Consider the following 20,979-nt stretch of genomic DNA (forward strand, 5'->3'; position numbering starts at 1 on the left):
TTGAACGATTTAATCGTACCTATCGTACTGAAGTACTCGATTTATATCTTTTTAACAACTTAGCACAAGCAAGGAGAATAACCGAAGAATGGTTAACGATTTATAATACCGAAAGACCGCATGAGGCATTAAATAACATGACACCGATTGAGTATAAAACACTAAAACAAGCAGCATGATTTTCTACTTGAATCTTGTACTAAGTTTGGAGTATTTACATATTAACCCTCGCATTAATCAAAAATTCACGAACTCTATTTACCAACAAACATATGGAAAAGACGAGAAAGTAATACAGACATTTATAAAGATGTAGCATGATGAGTAAATATTCGAAGATTCAAAAGATAGAAAACAAAAGTTTAAACGATCCTACATATTAGAATATCAAGCTGATTAGCAAACTTTTCTCTATCTCTGTTTGAAAAAGGAGAAGGACCTTTAGACTGTATTCCGCTAGCTCGCATCGTTTCCATAAAATCTCGCATAGTTAATCGTTCTTTAATTGTATCAAGTGTATATTGTTCTCCTCGTGGTGTGAGGACTAAAGCACCTTTATTTAAAATCTCTGATGCAAGTGGAATGTCAGACGTAATGACTAAATCATTTTTTTTAACCAACTCAATAATTTTATTGTCTGCAACATCAAATCCTTTTTCAACTTGCAAGCTTTTAATATAAGGCGAGGAGGGGGGATATAGCCGCTGATTAGCAATTAATACAACATTAATTGCTTTCCGGTTAGCTACTCGATATAAAATCTCTTTAATTGGGTTTGGGCATGCATCGGCATCAATCCAAATGTTCATAACAAGTATGTCTATATTATAAAATATCAATTGCTAGCAATTATAGCTGTTATTAGGGGAAAAGTGCTATTCATTTTTTGTGAAAATATTTTAGGTAAACCAGCAGTTTATTCTATTTTATGAATTTATTTATGTTGATATAAACTGATTCTTTCTATTTAAAATTTTGATGATAAGTGGTAATATATCCGACCAATTTATTTATGTACGCAAGTGCGCTTTCGTGTGGCGCACCACTGTTATAAGGATTTATTATGCCAATTATTACTCTTCCTGATGGAAGTCAACGCCAATTTGATAAACCCGTTACCGTTTTAGAAGTTGCACAAAGTATTGGTGCAGGGCTGGCAAAAGCTTGTATAGCTGGACGTGTAAATGGTGAGCGTAAAGATGCCTCTGATATCATTGAGCAAGATGCAACATTAGCCATCATTACTACTAAAGACGAAGATGGACTTGAAATTATACGCCATTCTTGTGCGCATTTATTAGGTCATGCGATTAAGCAATTATGGCCTGATACACAAATGGCAATCGGTCCAACAATTGATAATGGCTTTTATTATGACGTTGATTTAGATCACTCATTAACGCAGGAAGATCTTGATGCATTAGAAAAACGCATGCATGAATTGGCTAAAAAAGATTATGAAGTAAAAAAAGAAGTCGTTAGTTGGGAACGAGCTAGAGAAGTATTTTGGGAGCGACGTGAACCATATAAAATTGCTATCTTGGATGAGAATATCCCTAAAGATTCAAAACCAGCACTTTATCACCACGAAGAATATATTGATATGTGTCGTGGACCACATGTTCCTAATATGCGTTTTTGCCACCATTTTAAATTGCAAAAAGTTGCAGGTGCTTATTGGCGTGGTAATAGTGACAATAAAATGTTACAACGCATTTATGGAACAGCATGGGCAGATAAAAAACAACTTGATAGCTATTTACAATTTTTAGAAGAAGCGGCTAAACGTGATCACCGTAAAATAGGTAAACAGCTTGATCTTTATCATATGCAAGAAGAAGCACCCGGTATGGTATTTTGGCATAATGATGGATGGATTATCTTCCGTGAACTTGAGGTTTTTGTTCGCACTAAATTAAAAGAGTACGATTATCAAGAAGTCAAAGGTCCGTTTATGATGGATCGTGTTTTGTGGGAAAAAACAGGGCATTGGGGTAATTATAAAGAGTTAATGTTTGTCACTTCATCTGAAAATCGTGAATATTGTATTAAGCCAATGAACTGTCCAGGGCACGTACAGATTTTTAATCAAGGTTTAAAATCTTATCGTGATTTACCATTACGTATGGCGGAATTTGGTAGCTGTCATCGAAACGAGCCATCTGGATCTTTACACGGATTGATGCGTGTTCGAGGTTTCACCCAAGATGATGCACATATTTTTTGTACTGAAAGTCAAATTCGCAGTGAAGTTAATAGTTGTATCAAAATGGTTTATGATACTTATAGTACTTTCGGTTTTACAGATATTACTGTTAAGTTATCCACTCGTCCAGAAAAACGAATCGGTAAAGATGAAACATGGGATCTTGCAGAAAAAGATTTGGCCGAATGTTTAACTGAAAACGGCATTGATTTTGAATACCTACCAGGTGAGGGTGCCTTTTATGGACCAAAAATCGAGTTTACTCTACATGACTGTCTAGGGCGTGCATGGCAATGTGGTACTGTTCAATTAGACTTTATGCTACCAGAACGTTTAGATGCAACTTATGTTGGTGAAGACAACGAACGTCATGTTCCCGTTATGATTCATAGAGCTATTTTAGGTTCAATGGAGCGCTTTATGGGAATCTTAACAGAAAACTGCGCAGGATTTTTTCCTACATGGCTTGCTCCATTGCAAGTTGCAGTAATTAATATTACCGATAATCAAGCTGAATATGCAAAACAATTAACCGCGCAACTACAAAAAGTTGGCATTAGAGCAAAAGCGGACTTGAGAAATGAGAAAATAGGGTTTAAAATTCGCGAGCATACTCTTAAACGTGTTCCTTATATGTTTGTTTGTGGAGACAAAGAAATGGAATCAGGAACAATTTCAGTTCGAACTCGCCAAGGTAAAGATCTTGGTAGCTTTGAAGTGAAACATGTTATAGAATTGTTGCTTAACGAAATTCATAGTCGTTCATTAGAACAAATGAATTAATGATAAATTAATTTGGAGGAATGAGATATTAAAGTCAGTAAACGAATTCAGTCAACACGAGCACATAAGATTAACGATGAAATTACCGCTCGTGAGGTGAGATTAACCGGCGTCGATGGTGAGCAGCTCGGTATAGTAAGCTTAGATGAAGCTTTAAAACAAGCTGAAGAGGCAACTTTAGATTTAGTTGAAATAAGCCCTAATGCAGAGCCACCTGTTTGTCGAATTATGGATTATGGCAAGTTCCTCTATGAAAAGAGTAAAGCAACAAAAGAGCAGAAGAAAAAGCAAAAGGTTGTTCAGGTTAAGGAAATTAAGTTCCGACCTGGTACAGACGAAGGCGACTATCAGGTAAAACTCCGCAGCCTGATTCGCTTTCTTGAAGATGGCGATAAAGCTAAAGTCACATTACGTTTTCGTGGTCGTGAAATGGCTCACCAACAGTTAGGTTCTGAAATGCTTGATCGCATTAAAGAAGACTTAGCTGATTTGGCGATCATTGAGTCTTATCCAACTAAGATTGAAGGTCGGCAAATGATTATGGTACTTGCGCCGAAGAAGAAATAATGGTTTGACAAGCTAGTTTTCGATTTATTGAAAATTACACCATTATTTTATTTTTATTAACAATGCGAAGTGGAAATTAATAAAATGCCTAAAATTAAAACTGTAAAAGGCGCAGCAAAGCGCTTTAAAAAAACAGCTTCTGGTGGCTTTAAGCATAAGCAAGCTAACAAAAGCCATATCCTAACTAAAAAATCAACTAAACGTAAACGTCATTTACGTGGTTTGACGACTGTGTCAAAAGGCGATTTAGGTTTAGTTACTGCGTGTGTTCCATACGCTTAATTTTGGTTAATTATTTAGAGGATATAGTTTATGGCTCGTGTTAAACGTGGTGTTATTGCTCGTGCACGTCACAAGAAAATTTTAAAACAAGCAAAAGGTTATTATGGAGCTCGTTCACGTGTATATCGTGTTGCTTTCCAAGCTGTAATTAAAGCTGGACAATATGCTTACCGTGACCGTCGTCAACGTAAACGCCAATTCCGTCAATTATGGATTGTTCGTATTAATGCTGCAGCTCGTCAATGTGGTCTTTCTTATAGCCGTTTTATCAATGGTTTAAAGAAAGCATCAATTGAAATTGATCGTAAGATCCTTGCTGACATTGCTGTATTTGACAAAAATGCATTTGCTGCATTAGTTGAAAAAGCAAAAGCAGCGCTATAATGACTTGATAAAAGCCGAGTTATCTCGGCTTTTATCATTTTAATTTTGATATTTTTGAAGAGTAAATTAATTATGAAGATAGTTATTTTTCGTTTCTTTTTTGGTTTCTGTTGCAATATAAATTCCTGAGGCAAAGAAAAAACGAAAAATGATTATAAAAGCCTCAAAAGAGGCTTTTTTTATGCAATGAACAATAAGCAGGAGAACTGTATGTCTCAATTAGTTGAACTGGTTAATAATGCCAAATCCGCTATTGAAAGTGCTAATGACATTAATACGATCGAACAAATTCGTGTGGAATATTTTGGTAAAAAAGGCTATTTTACAATGCAAATGGCTTCATTACGCGATGTTCCTGCCGATGAGCGTCCGGCTGTCGGTCAAAAAATCAATGAGGCAAAACAAGAAGTCATTGAAATATTAAATCAAAAGCGCAATCTTTTAGAGCGTCAGGCTCTTGATGCAAAGCTGGCAAACGAAACAATAGATATCACTTTGCCAGGTAAAACACTTGAATTAGGTGGATTACATCCAGTCACAAAAACAATTAATCGATTAGTTGATTTTTTTGGTGAGTTGGGTTTTGTTGTTGAAACAGGTCCAGAAATTGAAGATGACTACCATAATTTTGATGCACTGAATATTCCGGCTCATCATCCTGCGCGTGCTGATCACGATACATTTTGGTTTGATGCAAAACGATTATTAAGAACACAGACGTCAACTGTGCAAATTCGCACCATGGAAAACCAAAAACCCCCAATCCGAATCATTGCACCAGGTAGAACTTATCGCAATGATTATGATCAGACTCATACGCCTATGTTCCACCAAATGGAAGGCTTACTGGTTGATAAGGATATCAGTTTTACACATTTAAAAGGGTTATTACACGATTTTCTTCATTGTTTTTTTGAAGATAATATGGAAATTCGTTTTAGACCAGCCTATTTCCCATTTACAGAACCTTCAGCTGAAGTTGATATTAAAGCTAAAAACGGTAAATGGTTAGAAGTGTTAGGTTGTGGAATGGTACATCCTAATGTATTACGTAATGTAGGCATTGATCCTGAAATCTATAGTGGTTTTGCTTTTGGTATGGGTATAGAGCGATTAACCATGCTACGTTACGGTGTCACTGATTTGCGTTCTTTTTTTGAAAATGACTTACGTTTCTTAAAGCAATTTAATTAATTCTGGAGATCAAAACATGAAATTTAGTGAAAATTGGCTACGTGAATGGATCAATCCAGAAATTAGTAGCGAAACGCTTGCCAATCAATTGACAATGGCTGGTTTAGAAGTCGAGGATGTCGAAAAAGTAGCGGGCGATTTTACTGGAGTAGTTGTCGGTAAAGTTGTTGAATGTATGCAACATCCGAATGCAGATAAACTTCGCGTAACAAAAGTTGATATAGGTAAAGCCGAACTACTTGATATTGTTTGTGGTGCGCCAAATTGCCGTCAAGGTTTAACTGTTGCTTGTGCAACAGTGGGGGCAGTATTACCTGGCGATTTTAAAATTAAAGCGGCTAAATTACGAGGCGAACCTTCGGAAGGAATGCTTTGTTCTTATTCTGAATTGGGAATTTCGGATGATCATAATGGGATCATTGAGTTGCCAGATGATGCACCTTTAGGCATGGATATTCGTGAATATTTAAACCTTAATGACGTTATAATAGATATTAGTGTTACACCAAATCGAGCGGATTGTTTTGGAACTGTTGGCATTGCCAGAGATATTTCCGCAGTTAACAATATTGCTATGAAAGAACTAAAAGTTGATAGTGTATCTGCAACAATTAATGATACATTACCAATCCAGATAGATGAACCGAAAGCAGCACCACGTTATTTAGGTCGTGTAATTAAAGGCATCAACGTTAATGCCCCAACGCCATTATGGATGAAAGAAAAACTACGCCGTGGTGGAATCCGCTCTATTGATGCAATCGTTGATATTACCAACTATGTATTATTAGAACTTGGTCATCCAATGCATGCGTTCGATTTGGCTGAAATAGAGAAGGGGATTGTTGTTCGTTATGCCCAAAAAGAGGAGAAACTTGTTTTACTTAATGGTAATGAAGTTAAACTTAATGATAAAACCTTAGTTATTGCTGATCACCAAAAAATCTTAGCATTAGCAGGAATCATGGGGGGTGAAAAATCAGGCGTAACGCAATCGACTAAAGATGTGTTTCTTGAATCTGCGTTTTTTAATCCATTAGCAATAACAGGTAAAGCTCGTGAATATGGTTTACATACAGAAGCGTCACACCGTTATGAGCGTGGAGTCGACCCATCTCTACAATTTGTAGCAATGGAACGAGCTAGCAAATTATTAATTGATATCTGTGGTGGTGAAGCTGGTCCAATTATTGATGTAACGCATAAAGAAGAACTTCCTGTACAAGCAACTATCCAGTTACGTCGCAATAAAATTGATCGTATTATTGGTTATACAATCGAAACACAAAAGATCACTGATATTTTAGTTAGACTCGGTTGTGAAGTTGAATACAAAGAGAATGTGTGGGTTGTAAAATCACCAAGTTGGCGTTTTGATTTACAAATTGAAGAAGATCTAGTTGAAGAAATAGCTCGAATCTACGGATATAACAATATCCCAAATGCTAACCTGAAGATTGAATCAGTAATGAGACCAAAACCAGAAAGTCAAATATCATTACGAAGAGTAAAAGACTTATTGGTTGATAAAGGGTATCAAGAAGCTGTTACATATAGCTTTGTTGATCCAAAAGTTCAGCAAATTCTTCATCCTGAACAGCCTGGAATCAAGCTACCTAACCCGATTTCAAGTGAAATGTCAGTCATGCGTTTATCACTATGGTCTGGGTTATTAGACGCGGTATTATACAACCAAAATCGTCAGCAAGCACGTATACGGTTATTTGAAACAGGTCTACGTTTTATACCAGATGAAAAATGTGAATTAGGTGTACACCAAGAACTGATGTTATCTGGTATCGTTACAGGTAGTTTGTACGAAGAACACTGGCAGCTTCCGAAAAAGCACGTGGATTTCTACGATCTTAAAGGTGATATTGAGTCAATTTTTTCACTTTTAGGCTGTGCGGATAAAGTGCAATTTAAGAAATCGCAGCTTACTACCTTACATCCAGGACAGAGTGCAGATATTTATTTAAATGATGATATAGTAGGCTATTTTGGTGTCTTACATCCAGAAATTGAAAAAAAATTATCTTTAAATAGTAAAACGCTTGTTTTTGAAATAAATTTAGCTAAAATTGGTAGCAAGAAAGTACCTGTTGCTCAAGATTTATCAAAGTATCCATCGAACAAACGGGATATAGCTATTGTTGTATCAAATACAATTCCAGTAGCAGATATTATTTCTGAGTGTAAGCAAGCTGGTGGTGAGCAACTTATAAAAGTTAATCTGTTTGATGTTTATCAAGGCGAAAATATCAAGGAAGATCAAAAAAGTCTTGCTATCAGTTTGATTTTGCAAGATAAATCGCGTACACTTGAAGAAGAAGATATAACAAACATTGTAAGTAAGTGCGTCACTGCTTTACAAAATCGTTTTGAAGCCCTATTAAGAGAATAATAACTATGACATTAACTAAAGCTGATATTGCAGATCGTCTTGCCGAAAAATTTAACATTGATCGTCAAGAAGCTAAAGTCCTTGTTGAACTCTTTTTTGAAGAGATCCGAGTGGCTTTAGAAAAAGGAGAGCCCGTAAAATTATCTGGATTTGGTAATTTTGCAGTACGTGATAAGAATTCACGTCCAGGACGTAATCCAAAGACAGGCGAAAGTGTGGATATCTCTGCTCGTCGAGTTGTTACATTTAGACCTGGAATTAAATTTAGAGAGCGTGTAGAAAAAAATTTAGTTATCTAGTTGCTAAGTTTTGATCCTACTTTTGCAATATAATGCCTTTCTTTTATTGAATATATTAGAAGGGCGTAGTAATTTTTGATAAAAATAGTTGTATTAGTTTCTTAAATAAAGCATAATAATACCTCCAATGGAGGCTCTATGGGTCCTCTTGCAACATTTTTTTGCTCATCAGGTCAGGTCCGGAAGGAAGCAGCCAAAGTAAAAAGCATGTGTGTGGGATGTGGCTGATAGAGTCTCCTCCAGTACTTTCTCATCGGTTATTTACTTCATTATGTTATAAAATATTTAATTTGCTTTATGTTTAACAAACAAGCAAATATCGCATATTCCTCAAAATATACTTATATTGATAGTTGTATCTAGGCTGTATTTTTGCGATCATAAGCAGTGTGTTATTAATTAAAATTCATGATATTGCAATTTAATTTAATCATTAAGAATTTGAAATACATGTAATATATAAAAAGAGAAAAATTATGATGCGAGTTGGATTATTTATTCTAACTAACTTAGCGGTTATGTTAGTATTTGGAATTATTCTAAGTATTTTAGGTGTTGATTCACATAGTACCTTAGGATTACTTATTTTTGCAGCAATCTTTGGTTTTGGAGGATCTTTTATATCCCTTCTATTGTCTAAGCGAATGGCTTTGCGGTCAGTAGGGGGACAAATCATAACTCAACCTAGTAATAGTCAAGAACAATGGTTAATTGATATTGTTCGTCGCTTATCAACAGAACTTAATATAAAAATGCCAGATGTTGCTATTTATGATGCTCAAGACGTTAATGCTTTTGCGACTGGTGCAACTAAAAATAGCTCTCTTGTTGCGGTAAGTTCAGGTTTATTAAATACGATGACCCAAGATGAAGCTGAAGCAGTGATTGGCCATGAAATGAGTCATGTCGCAAACGGTGATATGGTTACAATGACTTTATTACAAGGTGTACTGAATACTTTTGTTATTTTTATTTCACGAACTTTAGCGTCTGTTGTAGCTCAAGCACTAGATGATCGCAATCGCGGCTTATCACAATTAACATATTTTATAATAGTTATGGTATTTGAAACGGTCTTTGGTATTTTAGCTAGTCTTATCGCAATGTGGTTTTCTCGTTATCGAGAGTTTCACGCTGATGCTGGTTCGGCTAAATTGGTTGGAAGCACAAAAATGATTGCCGCTTTAGAAAAACTCAAAACTAGCTATGAGCCAAACGAAGATACTTCAATTTTAGCATTTTGTATTAATGGTGCTAAAAAAGCGAAATTTTCAGAATTATTTATGTCTCATCCTCCCTTAGAAAAACGTATAGAAGCCTTACGGAACAATACTTACCAAAGTTAACGTTAGCTAAGCTATAACAATATTTATACGCAAACGTATACTTACCTGAAACTTTTTGACAAGCATTAGGGAATTAACAATAATGCTTGTCAAATAAAGATTAAACTATCAAAAATTTACATTTTTTAAGAGTTCATCATGCTATATCATAGTGCCAATAATAAATTAGAATTACTTAGCCCCGCTAAAAATATTGAAATTGCTCAGCAAGCCATTTTACATGGCGCAGATGCCGTGTATATTGGTGGACCGAGCTTTGGTGCTAGGCATAATGCAGGTAATTCCGTTAGCGATATTGCTCAGTTAGTTGAATTTGCTCATCGTTATTATGCAAAAGTGTTTGTAACCTTAAATACCATTCTTCACGATAACGAACTTGAACCAGCAAGACAACTTATATGGCAGTTTTATGATGCGGGTATTGATGCGTTAATTGTGCAAGATATGGGTATTTTAAATATGGATATTCCACCCATAGATTTACATGCTAGCACTCAAATGGATATTAGAACACCTGAAAAAGCCAAATTCTTGTCTGATGTTGGTTTTTCACAAATAGTATTGGCTCGTGAACTTAATTTAGCTGAGATAAGCAAAATTAATGAGCAGATTGATGCAAAAATAGAGTTTTTTATACATGGTGCACTTTGTGTGGCATTTTCGGGACAGTGTTATATCTCTCATGCACAAACAGGGCGTAGTGCGAATCGGGGAGATTGTTCCCAAGCTTGTCGGCTTCCTTTTACCTTAAAAGATGATCAAGGCCGTATTGTTGCTTACGAAAAACATTTATTATCAATGAAAGATAATAATCAATCGGATAATTTGAACGAATTAATTCAAGCCGGTGTGAGATCTTTCAAAATAGAAGGACGTTACAAAGATTTAAGTTATGTCAAAAATATTACCGCTTTTTATCGTCAAAAAATAGATAATATTTTAACTCAATCATCAGATTTACAACCTGCTTCAAGCGGTCGAACAGAACACTTTTTTACACCTGATCCTAACCGAACATTTCATCGAGGAAGTACAGATTATTTTCTGCACGGAAGAAAACCAAATATAGGCGCTTTCAATTCACCTAAATTTATTGGTTTGCAAGTTGGAGAGATAATCAGAATTACGCCTAAAACCATCGATATTAAATCCGAGAAAATGTTAGCTAACGGAGATGGTTTAAATGTACTGATAAAACGAGAGATTTTTGGATTCAGAGCCAATAAGGTAGAAAAACTTTCGGTCAATCAATACCGAATTTACCCAAATGAAATTCCTAAACTACTTTTTTCAGTTAAATTACCTTATGTGGTTAATCGAAATCTTGATCACGTGTGGCAACAAAATTTATTAAAAGAATCAAGTAACCGCAGAATTGGTGTGTCATTTGAACTATATGATATCGAAAATGGTATTGAGCTAAAAGCAAAAAGCGAAGAGGGGATTTGTGTTAAATTAAAACTAACTAGCTCATTCGATCTTGCAGAACAACCAAATAAATCATTATTAAATATTAGAGATAATTTATCTAAACTAGGTCAATCTATATATTATTTAACTGATTTTGATGTAAATCTATCGAAAATTTATTTCATTCCAAGTAGCCAATTAAACCAATTTAGACGGGATGCTATTGATAAATTGACTGCCACAAGATTAGCGAATTATCATCCCGAAAAACGTAAACCTGAGCAGAAGCCAGCTCCAATTTATCCTGAAAATCATTTAAGCTTTTTAGCCAACGTTTATAATCATAAAGCAAGAGAATTTTATACACAACATGGCGTTGAGTTAATCGAAAGTGCCTATGAAGCTCATGAAGTTAAAGATGATGCACCATTAATGATAACGAAACATTGCTTACGATTTGCTTTTAATTTGTGTCCAAAACAAGCAAAAGGGATTCAGGGAGTTAAAACCAAAGTTACACCAATGAAATTGATTCAAAATAATGAAGAATTACTATTAAAGTTTAATTGTAAAGCTTGTGAAATGCAAGTTTGGGGTAAAATCAAAAAACACATTCTAAAAATGCCTCTTCCTGGTAGCGATGTTATTTTTATGACAAAAAATTAAAGTATCTAAAAGTAGTAGCGGAAAGTTCGCAATAATGCACGTTATTTAACATAATATACATTATTTTTACTTTAACATTTTGATATTTAATGTTTTTTATTGTGTAAAGGTGAGGGCGATAATTTTTCCACAAATTAGTTTTTGAAAGATATAAATCATTTATTAATTAAAACAAAAAATACCATTGAGTTAGCATTCGTAATTACCAGTTCAGCGTTGAAAATATCGGGTAATCCTAGTCAGTAATGGCGGTTTGTTTTGCAAACAAAATCGCATGATGATATCGGTGGTCGTTATGGGCAATATGTCGATTTGATGGAAATTTGTAAGCTGTCGGGTTGCGCACTTGGTGCTCGTACTGTTGAGTTTTGCATCAATGGTGATTTGCAAGTTCGAGATCTTAATCATCCTTTTGAATCTTTGCCGTCGAGTTTCGGTAGTTTAGCGGTGAAAATTCATGCTGGCTCTATAACTATGAAGCCTTGTGTCGAGATAAAGGCGAGTCCTGCTAAATTGTTACAAGGTCACAATGTTTTTGGTTCTGAAAATTTAGAATTATGTGCAACTGAATTATTGAGCGGTTTAGCATATGGTATGCCTAAACTTTTTGATTTATTAGATATTTCTAATACAAATTTGGACTGGATTGATGTTACTTATTCAGCTCATGTTGATAATGAGCTAATAGCTCAACAAGTGATTGATTCATTGAAAAATGTTACTAGCGGTCAAACAAAAAAATCACGTTATAACAGAGAATATCAAACTACTGTTGAATGGAATACAGGTAGTCAACTTAAGTCATTGAAAGTTTATCTTAAATTTTACGAAGTCATCAATCAATTATCAGAATTAGAAAAATTATCATTATCTAAACCGCAAGATCATTTATTACAACGAAAAATCAAAATCTTATCAAATCCCGAGTTAATTAATTGGGCTAAAAAATGCGTTAGATTTGAAGCACGGTTAAAGCATAGTTATTTAGAAAAGCATAATATACCCGGAAATTTATTTAAATTTATTAAATATCAACAAGATAAACAAAACAATGGCATTAATATTATTAAAGAATTATGGCAGACAGCATTATAGCAGTTAAAGGCGCAGAAATGAATATTTATGATGATAAACGTATACGAACATTATTAAATGATAGTTATTTTACTATTACTAGAGCTGGGAAAATCTCATATTCAAAAATAACGTAATTCCTTTATGTAGGGTTATTAATATCGACTTTGGTCGTCAGCGTCCAGACTGATATGTTGAACCGATTTCATTTTATGATGATATTAAAAATTTGGAATATCTAAAAGCTGTTTAATGATTAAGTGAATTTAAATTGACGACATGATTTTGTTGGTTGTATCTACAGAATTCACGTACGTTTATCTTGGTGCGCGTAATGTAAAATGCGTTATGTTGAAGTCGCAGATTGTAAAATGTTGGCCGACTCAGTCGGCTAACAATCAAGAATTTAGCATAACGTCATTATGCGAATTAATATTTATTACTCAATGATTTCTGTGGTAGCAATTGTTCCATAATAAGTTATATAAAGAAATGTACCGTTTGAAAAGGATCCAATTGCTGTTGATATTTTTACGCCATATATGGTATTACCGTTACCTAACTCTTTGGCTGAATTAACAAAATTATCATAAGCCTCTTGATGTTCATTTTTATTGCGTTCTACAAGACCTCTAATAAATCCTTTTTTTGATATTTCAATTGGGTACGTTGTTTCAATAATACCGTGAATTTCTTTTATTCTCATATTATTAGGCAAAGTGTCTGCGGTTATTATATTCATAATTATTTATCCTTATATTCATTTTGATTAATATAGAAATAGTTCAACTTTGTAACAACATGTTACAAATAGCTTGTTATTTATACAACCACTTTTTACGCCAATTAAGTTTTAAGTTCGGATGTTCAGTGACACCCGAGACACCCGAACTTTACCATGGTTTACCATGGTTATTTATTTTTTTTGCTTGCTAATTTTATATAGTCTTCATCTGTTATATTTTCTATACCTTTTTTTATTAATATTTTTAATATTTCAGTATCTTTTAATGATGTTTTAGTTAATACGACGGCTTTTACTGTTTCATCTTGTATTTTTTTCCACGTTATATCGTCTATATGTTTGCTGGGCATTTTTACCTCCAACTTTAAAATTTAATTTTATCATTTCTGTTATTCTGATCTGTTATTCTGATTAATGTTTTTCTTGACAAATTAGAATCTAAGAAATTAGAATCCATCTATAAAATAATTTCTCAGATTCTAAGAAATCTTTCGAGAGAATAATAAAATTTATGTTTTTGGACTGGTTGGCAATAGAACAGGATTTTGGTCATCAACTCCCGCTTATTGGGGATGTTGCTTATCAACGCATATTTTTAGAAACAGGGGAAGCGAGCTCTTTATCTCAACCTGCTTATAAGCATTCTGGTTCATTTTGTGATTCTGTTCTGATTAAGATTTCTGGCTCGGTATTAAAAATGTCGGGAAATCCTTCTCGGTGGGGACGTATAGAGAATCTGTTCGGTTTACGTTCTGTTGATAATTGTGTTGATGTTTACAACAAAATTTTAACTGAACTTAATTTACCCGTATTTACAAAATGCACTAAATTGCAGTTTAGACAACCTAATGGTTCAAAAATAGAAACTTTTTCTGACGGAGCAATTATAAAAGAACTGCATATCACATCAAATAAAACGGTTGGCGCAGGCAACGTTAATGATTATTTAACAGGGTTATCGACTTTAAACTATCGTTACAGTGTCCCACGATTACACAGTAACGGTCAATCTGTGGATTGGCTATCAAAAAATGGTAATGCACATCTGATTTATCCAACTGTCTACAATAAAGCCCATGAACTTGAATTACACAGCATAACAAAAATTAAAAATAAATTTGGTGAAAACTCAATAGAATTTAAATACTTAATTGACGTAATAGAATATTGTAAAAATAACGGTGTAGTACGATTTGAACAAAAATTAAAATCCCGATTTTTAAAACGAGAGAATTTACATTACTGGGGATTATCAGACTATACACGATTAAATAAACTACATGATGAATTTTTAAACTTAGATAAGAAGCTATCGGTGAATGCTATGGATTTTGAAACTATCAGCGAACGATTGATAAGATGCGGTGTGGTTGATACTACACGAGCAGCTAATACGACCGCTATGTATGCCATTCAATGGATGCATGGACAAACGTTTAATTTTGAAAAATCTCAGGTGCAAATACACAGAGCAAGATTACGAAAAATCGGCATCGATATAGCACAACGTTGTAACTTAGCTAAGTTTAGTCCAGTGACGGTTAAAGAAATAAGGAAAGTGGAAGTTGCGGATTGTCGGATCCCTGATTGGTATAAGATGCCGCAAATTTTTAAATTAGCGTCATGATTTTGTTGGTTGCATCTACAGAATTCACGTACGTTTATCTTGGTGCGCGTAATGTATATTATGTTAAATAACGTGCATTATTACAAACTAATTAATATAATAAAAATATTATTTATTAGTGAGCAATTGTTGTTTTATTATAAAATATGATAATCTAATGAATTATGATTATTTCTTTTGGTTAATATGCAAAATATTTTTAAGACACTACGTTCAAAAAGTTATTCTGTTCCATGTGAATTATGTAGTATAGGCTCTCTTTGTATTCCCATGATGCTCAACAATAAGATAGATAGCATTTTAAATCGCAAAGTATCTTATAGCAAAGACGAAATTGTAGTTAAAGCTAATACACCATTTACCAAATTTTATATTATTCATGCAGGTGCATTTAAAACCTTTGTTACAACGGCAGATAATCATCAACAAATTAATGGTTTTTACTTACCTGGTGATATTGTTGGTTTAGATTCAATTTCGACAAAAGTATATAATAATACTATCCAAGCGCTTGGCAATACGCAGGTTTGTGAGCTTCGTTATGATGAATTAATGTCACTTGTTGATAATCAAAAAAACATTAGAGACATGGTATTTAATTTACTGAGTTCTGATATTTATAATTATCAAAAATTAGTATTATGCTATTCACAAAAAAAAGCGGATGAGCGATTAGCAACATTCATATATTCGCTTTATCAACGTTATGAAAAAAGAGGACATTCTTCATTAAATATTAAACTGATGATGAGTCGAGCTGATATTGCTAACTATTTAGGCCTAACGATTGAAACAGTTAGTAGAAATTTATCAAAATTTCAGGAGCAAAATATTTTATCAGCTAGAGGAAAATATATATTTATTAAAAACTTAAATGCTTTAATAGATTTAGGCAACTAGATTTATTTATGTTAAAATAATCGCAATACTATATTGTAAGGTCTTAATATATGACAAGTTTAAAGAAAACATTTATTGTAGCAACTTTGGCTCTCGCCCCTCTTTCTTCGTTTGCTGCCCAACAACTAACCGAGCAACAAGCTAAAGATTTGCAATCATTTAAAAGCATAACTATCCGTGGAGCGTTTTATACTGATAATGACTATGTTTTGGCTATGTCAAAAGCGGCAGATAAAGAAGGTGCCGCATCTTTTTTTATAACAACTACCAATATCAGCCCTTCTAATGATACTTTACGCATTGTCTACGCTAGATTATATAAATCTGATGCACCTCAAACTGAACAACAAATAGAAAGTTTCCGCAAATTCGAGGGTGTATATGAATATCCCAAATCTAAAGCCATACGTTTAGAGCCTTTCAATATTGTGCGTATTCGTGGTTATTTCCCTAATGAATATGATGTGAACCAAGCAATTGCTAAAGAAGCATCAGCAAAAGGTGCTTACGCCTTTTATATTGATTCACGTTCTGAATTAGGTAGTAATATACAAGTTGCCGCCTATTTATTTAAGAAGGATGCACCTGAACGTAAACTACAACCAGAAAATGCAATTCCTTATGATTCTGAAGCTGGTCAACAAGCCCTAGCTAAAGGTGGTGATGCCGCAATGCAAGTTGAAAAAACAGGATATTATTCTCCATCAGCGTTTAATGAAAAATTTTATGCGGATAAATTTAATAATAAAGTAAAAGTTATTAATGAACCTACTAATAAAACGAAAACTTCTGCAGCAACCAGTATCCATGCATCTGAAGTTACCACGGTTGCGACTGAACCTCAACGTGTTAATCGTTACACTGTCACTCTTTCAGACGGGCGAAAAATTCAAGAATTAAATGATGCAACTGCAGCTAAAATGGTGGCATTTGATACAATTAAATTCAGAGGTTATTATGTTACCGATCAGGAAATTTCTTATCAGGCAGGTAAACGAGCTATTGATGCCGGTGCTAAGTATTATCATATTGCTAGAGTAGCTCATGATTCAAATGGCCCGAATATAACAGTTTTTGTCGATCTTTATCGATAAACTTATATAGATAATTGGGCGCATAAACGCCCTATTTTTTATCGAACAAATATCTTCATTCAATTAACTGTTACAACTCAGATTTTACTTTGTCGATTTGTTGCTTAATACGTTTTGCTGAAATTGGATATGCAGTACCTAACTGCTGTGCAAATAGATTTACTCTAAGTTCTTCAATCATCCAACGGATATTTGTTACTTTTTCTTGTGATTTTGAATTTTCCGATAAACTATTAACCCATTTTTTATATAGAATTTCAACCTCTTCAATTATGTTCATCGATTGCCTATCTTTAGTGAAATTCAACATTAGTTTTTCAATTCTTTTTTCAATCGCCAATAAATAACGATTGATATCTGGCAGTCGTTTATAACCCGATTTTGCAACAAAACCTTTATAAATAAGATGATCCATTTGCTTTTTTATATCAGATAAAGCAAAAGCTAATGATATATCAATACGACCCTTTAACTTTTTACTGATGTTGTAAAATAAAGTCAAAATGGACTCAACTTCTTTGGCAATATTAACCACAACATCATTAATATGACTTTTAGTATAATCCAATAATGCCTCATAATCATCTTGGCTTTGAATGACTTTACCATTTTTTTCAATCAAATAGTCAACACCACAAGCAATGCAATCATCAATTAAACTCAGTACTGTACCAAAAGCATTGAAGTATAAGCCTAATTTAGATTTATTCGGTAACTTTTCGTGCAAATACTTGATTGGCGATGGTATATTGAGCATAAGTAGGCGTCTTAGCCCTAGTTTTGTAAGTCTTTGTTGCTCATCTTGATTATCGACTAACTTAATGCTTACAGAATGTTGATTATCAATGATTGCAGGATAAGCTTTAATCGTATAATTTTTATGATTTTCTTCATAGATACTAGGCAGAGAGCCGAAATTCCACTCAGTTAAATTATTTTGTTCAATTTGAACCTTTTTCTTAATTGTTAAAGATGACAATGCTTGTTGAAGTTCATTTTTGAGTTGTTCTTTTAGTAAAACCAGATCTTTACTTGCAGCAATTTCTTTATTGTTACTATCAACAATGCTAAAAGTCATTTTCAAATAGTCTGGAATTTGATCCAATTGCCAATCTTCGGAGGTAATTTTTACACCTGTCATTTTGTGAAATTCAGTTTCTAAACTTTCAAGTAAAGGTTGATCCGTTGAAATGCCTCTACTCAAAAATGCATCAGCATAGTTTGGTGCTGGAACAAAATTTCGGCGCAGTGATTTAGGTAAAGATTTAATTAATGCAATAATTAAATCTTTTCTAAAACCAGGTACTTGCCAATCAAATCCCCTATTTTTGATTTGGTTTAATAGATTAAGAGGTATTTTTATTGTGACACCGTCACTTTTGTGTCCGATATCAAATTGATAACTCAGTGCTAATTTCAAATTATCTTGATTCCAAAAATCAGGAAAGTCATTTAAATTTACCAGTTGTGCCGATTGTTTGATCAACATCTCTTTCTCAACATTAAGAAAGTCAGGATCTGATTTTTGTTTTTGTTTCCACCAAGCATCAAAATGTTTAGATGACACGACTGATTTATCTATTCGCTTATCATAAAAATCAAAAAGTTCATCATCATCTATTAAAATATCTTGCCGACGAGATTTATGCTCAAGATCTTCAATCTCATTAATTAATTTTTTATTTTTTTTATAAAACTGATGGTTGGTAAACCAATCACCTTCAACCAAGGCATGACGAATAAATAGAGAACGACTTAATACAGGATCGATTTTACTATAATTCACTATTCGGCTAGCAACAATAGGTAAACCAAATAATGTCACTTTTTCATTTGCAATAGTTGTACCCTGTTTTTTGGTCCACCTTGGTTCGTTATAACTATATTTCACCAAATGTTTTGCTATGGGCTCAATCCATTCAGCTTCAATTTTAGCCGCTGTTCTTCCCCATAGCCGGCTAGTTTCAATTAGTTCACTAGCGATACACCATTTAGGTTGATTTTTGAAAAGTGCCGAATTAGGAAAAATTGCAAATTTAATATTTCGTGCCCCAATATACTCATGCTTTTCAAGTTCTTTCATTCCGATATGGGATAATAAACCGCTTAGTAATGAAATATGTAATGAATTATAATCTGCCGCTTTACTATTTATAGGGAATGCTAATTGTTTAATGGTTTGTCTAATTTGTGTATAAACATCTTGCCATTCTCGAATCCGAAGGTAGTTTAAAAATTCTTTCTGACACAATCGTCTAAATTGATTTCCGGATAATATATTTTGTTGTTCTTTAATATAATTCCATAAATTAATTAAAGATATAAAGTCAGATTCCTTATCAACAAAACGACGATGTTTTTCATCCGAAGCTTGCTGTTTATCAAAAGGTCTTTCTCTAGGATCTTGGATAGACAAAGCTGCAGTAATTATCATCACTTCTTTAGCACAACCCAATCGCCTTGCTTCAACCAGCATTCTCGCCAATCTTGGATCGATGGGTAATTGCGCTAAAATTCGTCCTATTTCAGTTAAATGATATCGATAATGTTTAATAAATATTGCACCAAGTTCTTCTAACAATCGAATGCCATCACGAATATATTTTGCATCAGGCGCTTCAACAAAAGGAAATGCTGCAATGTCGCCTAAACCTAACGAGGTCATCTGTAATATCACCGATGCTAAATTTGTACGTAAAATTTCAGGATCGGTAAATTCAGGACGAGATAAAAAATCTTGTTCATCATATAACCGGATGCAGATTCCATCTGAGGTTCGTCCACAGCGCCCTTTTCGTTGGTTGGCTGAGGCTTGAGATATCGGTTCAATCGGTAAACGTTGAACTTTAGTGCGATAACTATAGCGACTAATCCTAGCTAAACCCGTATCGATAACATATTTAATTCCAGGCACCGTCAACGATGTTTCTGCCACATTTGTTGCTAGAATTATTCGCCTTTTAGTGTGCGACTGGAAAATCCGATTTTGTTCTGATGCTGATAGCCTTGCATATAATGGTAAGATATCAGTATGACGAAGATCCAATTTATTAAGTGTATCGGCAAGATCTCTAATTTCTCTTTCACCAGTTAGAAAAATAAGTATATCACCATGGCTTTCAGCTGAAAGTTCATCAATCGCATCTATGATGGATTGAAAATCACTATTTTTATCGTTGCAATTATCATCGTCATCTAATATTGAAGGACGATATCTAACTTCAACAGGATAGGTGCGACCAGATACTTCAATAATCGGTGCTTGATTGAAATGTTTAGAAAAACGCTCCACATCAATCGTTGCCGATGTTATTATGACCTTCAAGTCTGGACGTTTAGGTAATAATTGCTTAAGGTAACCTAAAATAAAATCAATGTTTAAGCTACGTTCATGAGCTTCGTCAATAATAATAGTATCGTATTGTAATAAAAGTTTATCTTTTTGAATTTCAGCAAGCAATATACCATCAGTCATTAATTTAATCAGTGTTGTTTCACTAACATGATCAGAAAATCTGACTTTGAAACCAACTAATTGACCTATTTCTGTTTTCAACTCATCAGCAATACGATTAGCCACTGAACGCGCGGCTAACCGCCTTGGTTGGGTATGACCTATAAATCCCTTTACGCCTAAGCCCAACTCTAGACAGATTTTAGGAATTTGCGTGGTTTTTCCTGAACCTGTTTCACCTGCGATTATGACCACTTGATGATTCTTAATTGCGTCATAAATTGTTTGTTTTTTTTCAACGACAGGTAAATTATCAGGAAAATCAATGCTCTTTGGTAATGAATCTATTCTAGCTTGGTAATGTAACTTAGCATTTTGTATGGCTGAATCTATATTAGTTATAGTTTGACTTTTCTGGGCAAATTTTATTATTTTGTGCTTATCTAAGAAAGTCATTGAATCAAGGTCTTTTAATTGGTTTTGAGATAACATAGAGAGTCAGATATTTTTAATTAACGTCATAATTAGGTTTAATTATAGCAAA

The 20,979-nt window shown here is 33.9% G+C and carries 18 protein-coding genes and 1 other RNA gene; 15 read left to right on the top strand and 4 right to left on the bottom strand.

Annotation, left to right across the window (positions count from 1 at the left end):
• On the top strand, positions 1 to 179 hold a 179-nt coding region (locus ACYIAM_RS03155; protein WP_141672912.1), incomplete at its 5' end, for an integrase core domain-containing protein.
• Between the two features lie 183 nt (positions 180 to 362).
• Here the strand turns inward: ACYIAM_RS03155 and ACYIAM_RS03160 are convergent.
• On the bottom strand, positions 363 to 809 hold the full coding sequence (locus ACYIAM_RS03160) for a YaiI/YqxD family protein (protein ID WP_174797412.1): 447 nt from the start codon (positions 807 to 809) through the stop codon (positions 363 to 365).
• Between the two features lie 254 nt (positions 810 to 1,063).
• Here ACYIAM_RS03160 and thrS point away from each other — a divergent pair, with 254 nt between their 5' ends.
• The 11 genes from thrS (at position 1,064) to ACYIAM_RS03215 (ending at position 12,636) form a co-directional block, all read left to right on the top strand.
• Complete coding sequence (gene thrS / locus ACYIAM_RS03165) at positions 1,064 to 2,989, top strand: threonine--tRNA ligase (protein WP_174797411.1); 1,926 nt, start codon at positions 1,064 to 1,066, stop codon at positions 2,987 to 2,989.
• Between the two features lie 27 nt (positions 2,990 to 3,016).
• Complete coding sequence (gene infC / locus ACYIAM_RS03170) at positions 3,017 to 3,556, top strand: translation initiation factor IF-3 (protein ID WP_065587350.1); 540 nt, start codon at positions 3,017 to 3,019, stop codon at positions 3,554 to 3,556.
• 84 nt (positions 3,557 to 3,640) lie between these two features.
• Entirely contained in the window at positions 3,641 to 3,838 is a 198-nt protein-coding gene (gene rpmI, locus ACYIAM_RS03175; protein ID WP_034945602.1) for a 50S ribosomal protein L35, read from the top strand.
• Positions 3,839 to 3,868: 30 nt separating this feature from the next.
• Positions 3,869 to 4,222 (top strand): 50S ribosomal protein L20, encoded by a 354-nt coding sequence (gene rplT, locus ACYIAM_RS03180; RefSeq protein WP_024496189.1) that lies wholly within the window; start codon positions 3,869 to 3,871, stop codon positions 4,220 to 4,222.
• A gap of 210 nt (positions 4,223 to 4,432) precedes the next feature.
• A complete protein-coding gene (gene pheS / locus ACYIAM_RS03185) occupies positions 4,433 to 5,416 on the top strand; it encodes a phenylalanine--tRNA ligase subunit alpha (RefSeq protein ID WP_483747214.1) in 984 nt (327 codons plus the stop codon).
• 16 nt (positions 5,417 to 5,432) lie between these two features.
• On the top strand, positions 5,433 to 7,820 hold the full coding sequence (gene pheT, locus ACYIAM_RS03190) for a phenylalanine--tRNA ligase subunit beta (protein WP_483747215.1): 2,388 nt from the start codon (positions 5,433 to 5,435) through the stop codon (positions 7,818 to 7,820).
• A gap of 5 nt (positions 7,821 to 7,825) precedes the next feature.
• On the top strand, positions 7,826 to 8,119 hold the full coding sequence (locus ACYIAM_RS03195; protein WP_065637551.1) for an integration host factor subunit alpha: 294 nt from the start codon (positions 7,826 to 7,828) through the stop codon (positions 8,117 to 8,119).
• Positions 8,120 to 8,256: 137 nt separating this feature from the next.
• Positions 8,257 to 8,352, top strand: an RNA gene (gene ffs / locus ACYIAM_RS03200) — signal recognition particle sRNA small type.
• 243 nt (positions 8,353 to 8,595) lie between these two features.
• Complete coding sequence (htpX, locus tag ACYIAM_RS03205) at positions 8,596 to 9,465, top strand: protease HtpX (RefSeq protein WP_174797408.1); 870 nt, start codon at positions 8,596 to 8,598, stop codon at positions 9,463 to 9,465.
• Between the two features lie 138 nt (positions 9,466 to 9,603).
• The gene (locus tag ACYIAM_RS03210) at positions 9,604 to 11,541 is read left to right on the top strand and encodes a peptidase U32 family protein (RefSeq protein WP_483747216.1); all 1,938 of its coding nucleotides are present in this window, start codon (positions 9,604 to 9,606) and stop codon (positions 11,539 to 11,541) included.
• A gap of 258 nt (positions 11,542 to 11,799) precedes the next feature.
• Complete coding sequence (locus tag ACYIAM_RS03215; protein ID WP_483747217.1) at positions 11,800 to 12,636, top strand: phage/plasmid replication protein, II/X family; 837 nt, start codon at positions 11,800 to 11,802, stop codon at positions 12,634 to 12,636.
• 418 nt (positions 12,637 to 13,054) lie between these two features.
• Here ACYIAM_RS03215 and ACYIAM_RS03220 read toward each other — a convergent pair whose 3' ends face one another.
• Complete coding sequence (locus ACYIAM_RS03220; protein ID WP_483747218.1) at positions 13,055 to 13,357, bottom strand: hypothetical protein; 303 nt, start codon at positions 13,355 to 13,357, stop codon at positions 13,055 to 13,057.
• Positions 13,358 to 13,527: 170 nt separating this feature from the next.
• Complete coding sequence (locus ACYIAM_RS03225; protein WP_483747219.1) at positions 13,528 to 13,710, bottom strand: hypothetical protein; 183 nt, start codon at positions 13,708 to 13,710, stop codon at positions 13,528 to 13,530.
• 161 nt (positions 13,711 to 13,871) lie between these two features.
• Here ACYIAM_RS03225 and ACYIAM_RS03230 point away from each other — a divergent pair, with 161 nt between their 5' ends.
• The 3 genes from ACYIAM_RS03230 to ACYIAM_RS03240 all read left to right on the top strand — a co-directional run bounded on the left by ACYIAM_RS03230 (position 13,872) and on the right by ACYIAM_RS03240 (position 16,981).
• Positions 13,872 to 14,987, top strand: coding sequence for a phage/plasmid replication domain-containing protein (locus tag ACYIAM_RS03230; protein WP_483747220.1), 1,116 nt, complete (start codon positions 13,872 to 13,874; stop codon positions 14,985 to 14,987).
• 186 nt (positions 14,988 to 15,173) lie between these two features.
• The gene (locus tag ACYIAM_RS03235) at positions 15,174 to 15,887 is read left to right on the top strand and encodes a helix-turn-helix domain-containing protein (protein ID WP_483747221.1); all 714 of its coding nucleotides are present in this window, start codon (positions 15,174 to 15,176) and stop codon (positions 15,885 to 15,887) included.
• A 50-nt stretch (positions 15,888 to 15,937) separates the two neighbouring features.
• Entirely contained in the window at positions 15,938 to 16,981 is a 1,044-nt protein-coding gene (locus ACYIAM_RS03240; protein WP_174797406.1) for a YdgH/BhsA/McbA-like domain containing protein, read from the top strand.
• Positions 16,982 to 17,051: 70 nt separating this feature from the next.
• On the opposite strand, the gene hrpA is transcribed toward ACYIAM_RS03240, so the two are convergent.
• Positions 17,052 to 20,927 carry an ATP-dependent RNA helicase HrpA gene (gene hrpA, locus ACYIAM_RS03245; RefSeq protein WP_483747222.1) on the bottom strand — a complete coding sequence of 1,292 codons (3,876 nt, stop codon included), beginning with the start codon at positions 20,925 to 20,927 and terminating at the stop codon, positions 17,052 to 17,054.
• Positions 20,928 to 20,979 lie beyond the last annotated feature (52 nt).

The organism is Gilliamella sp. X-60, assembly GCF_057063585.1.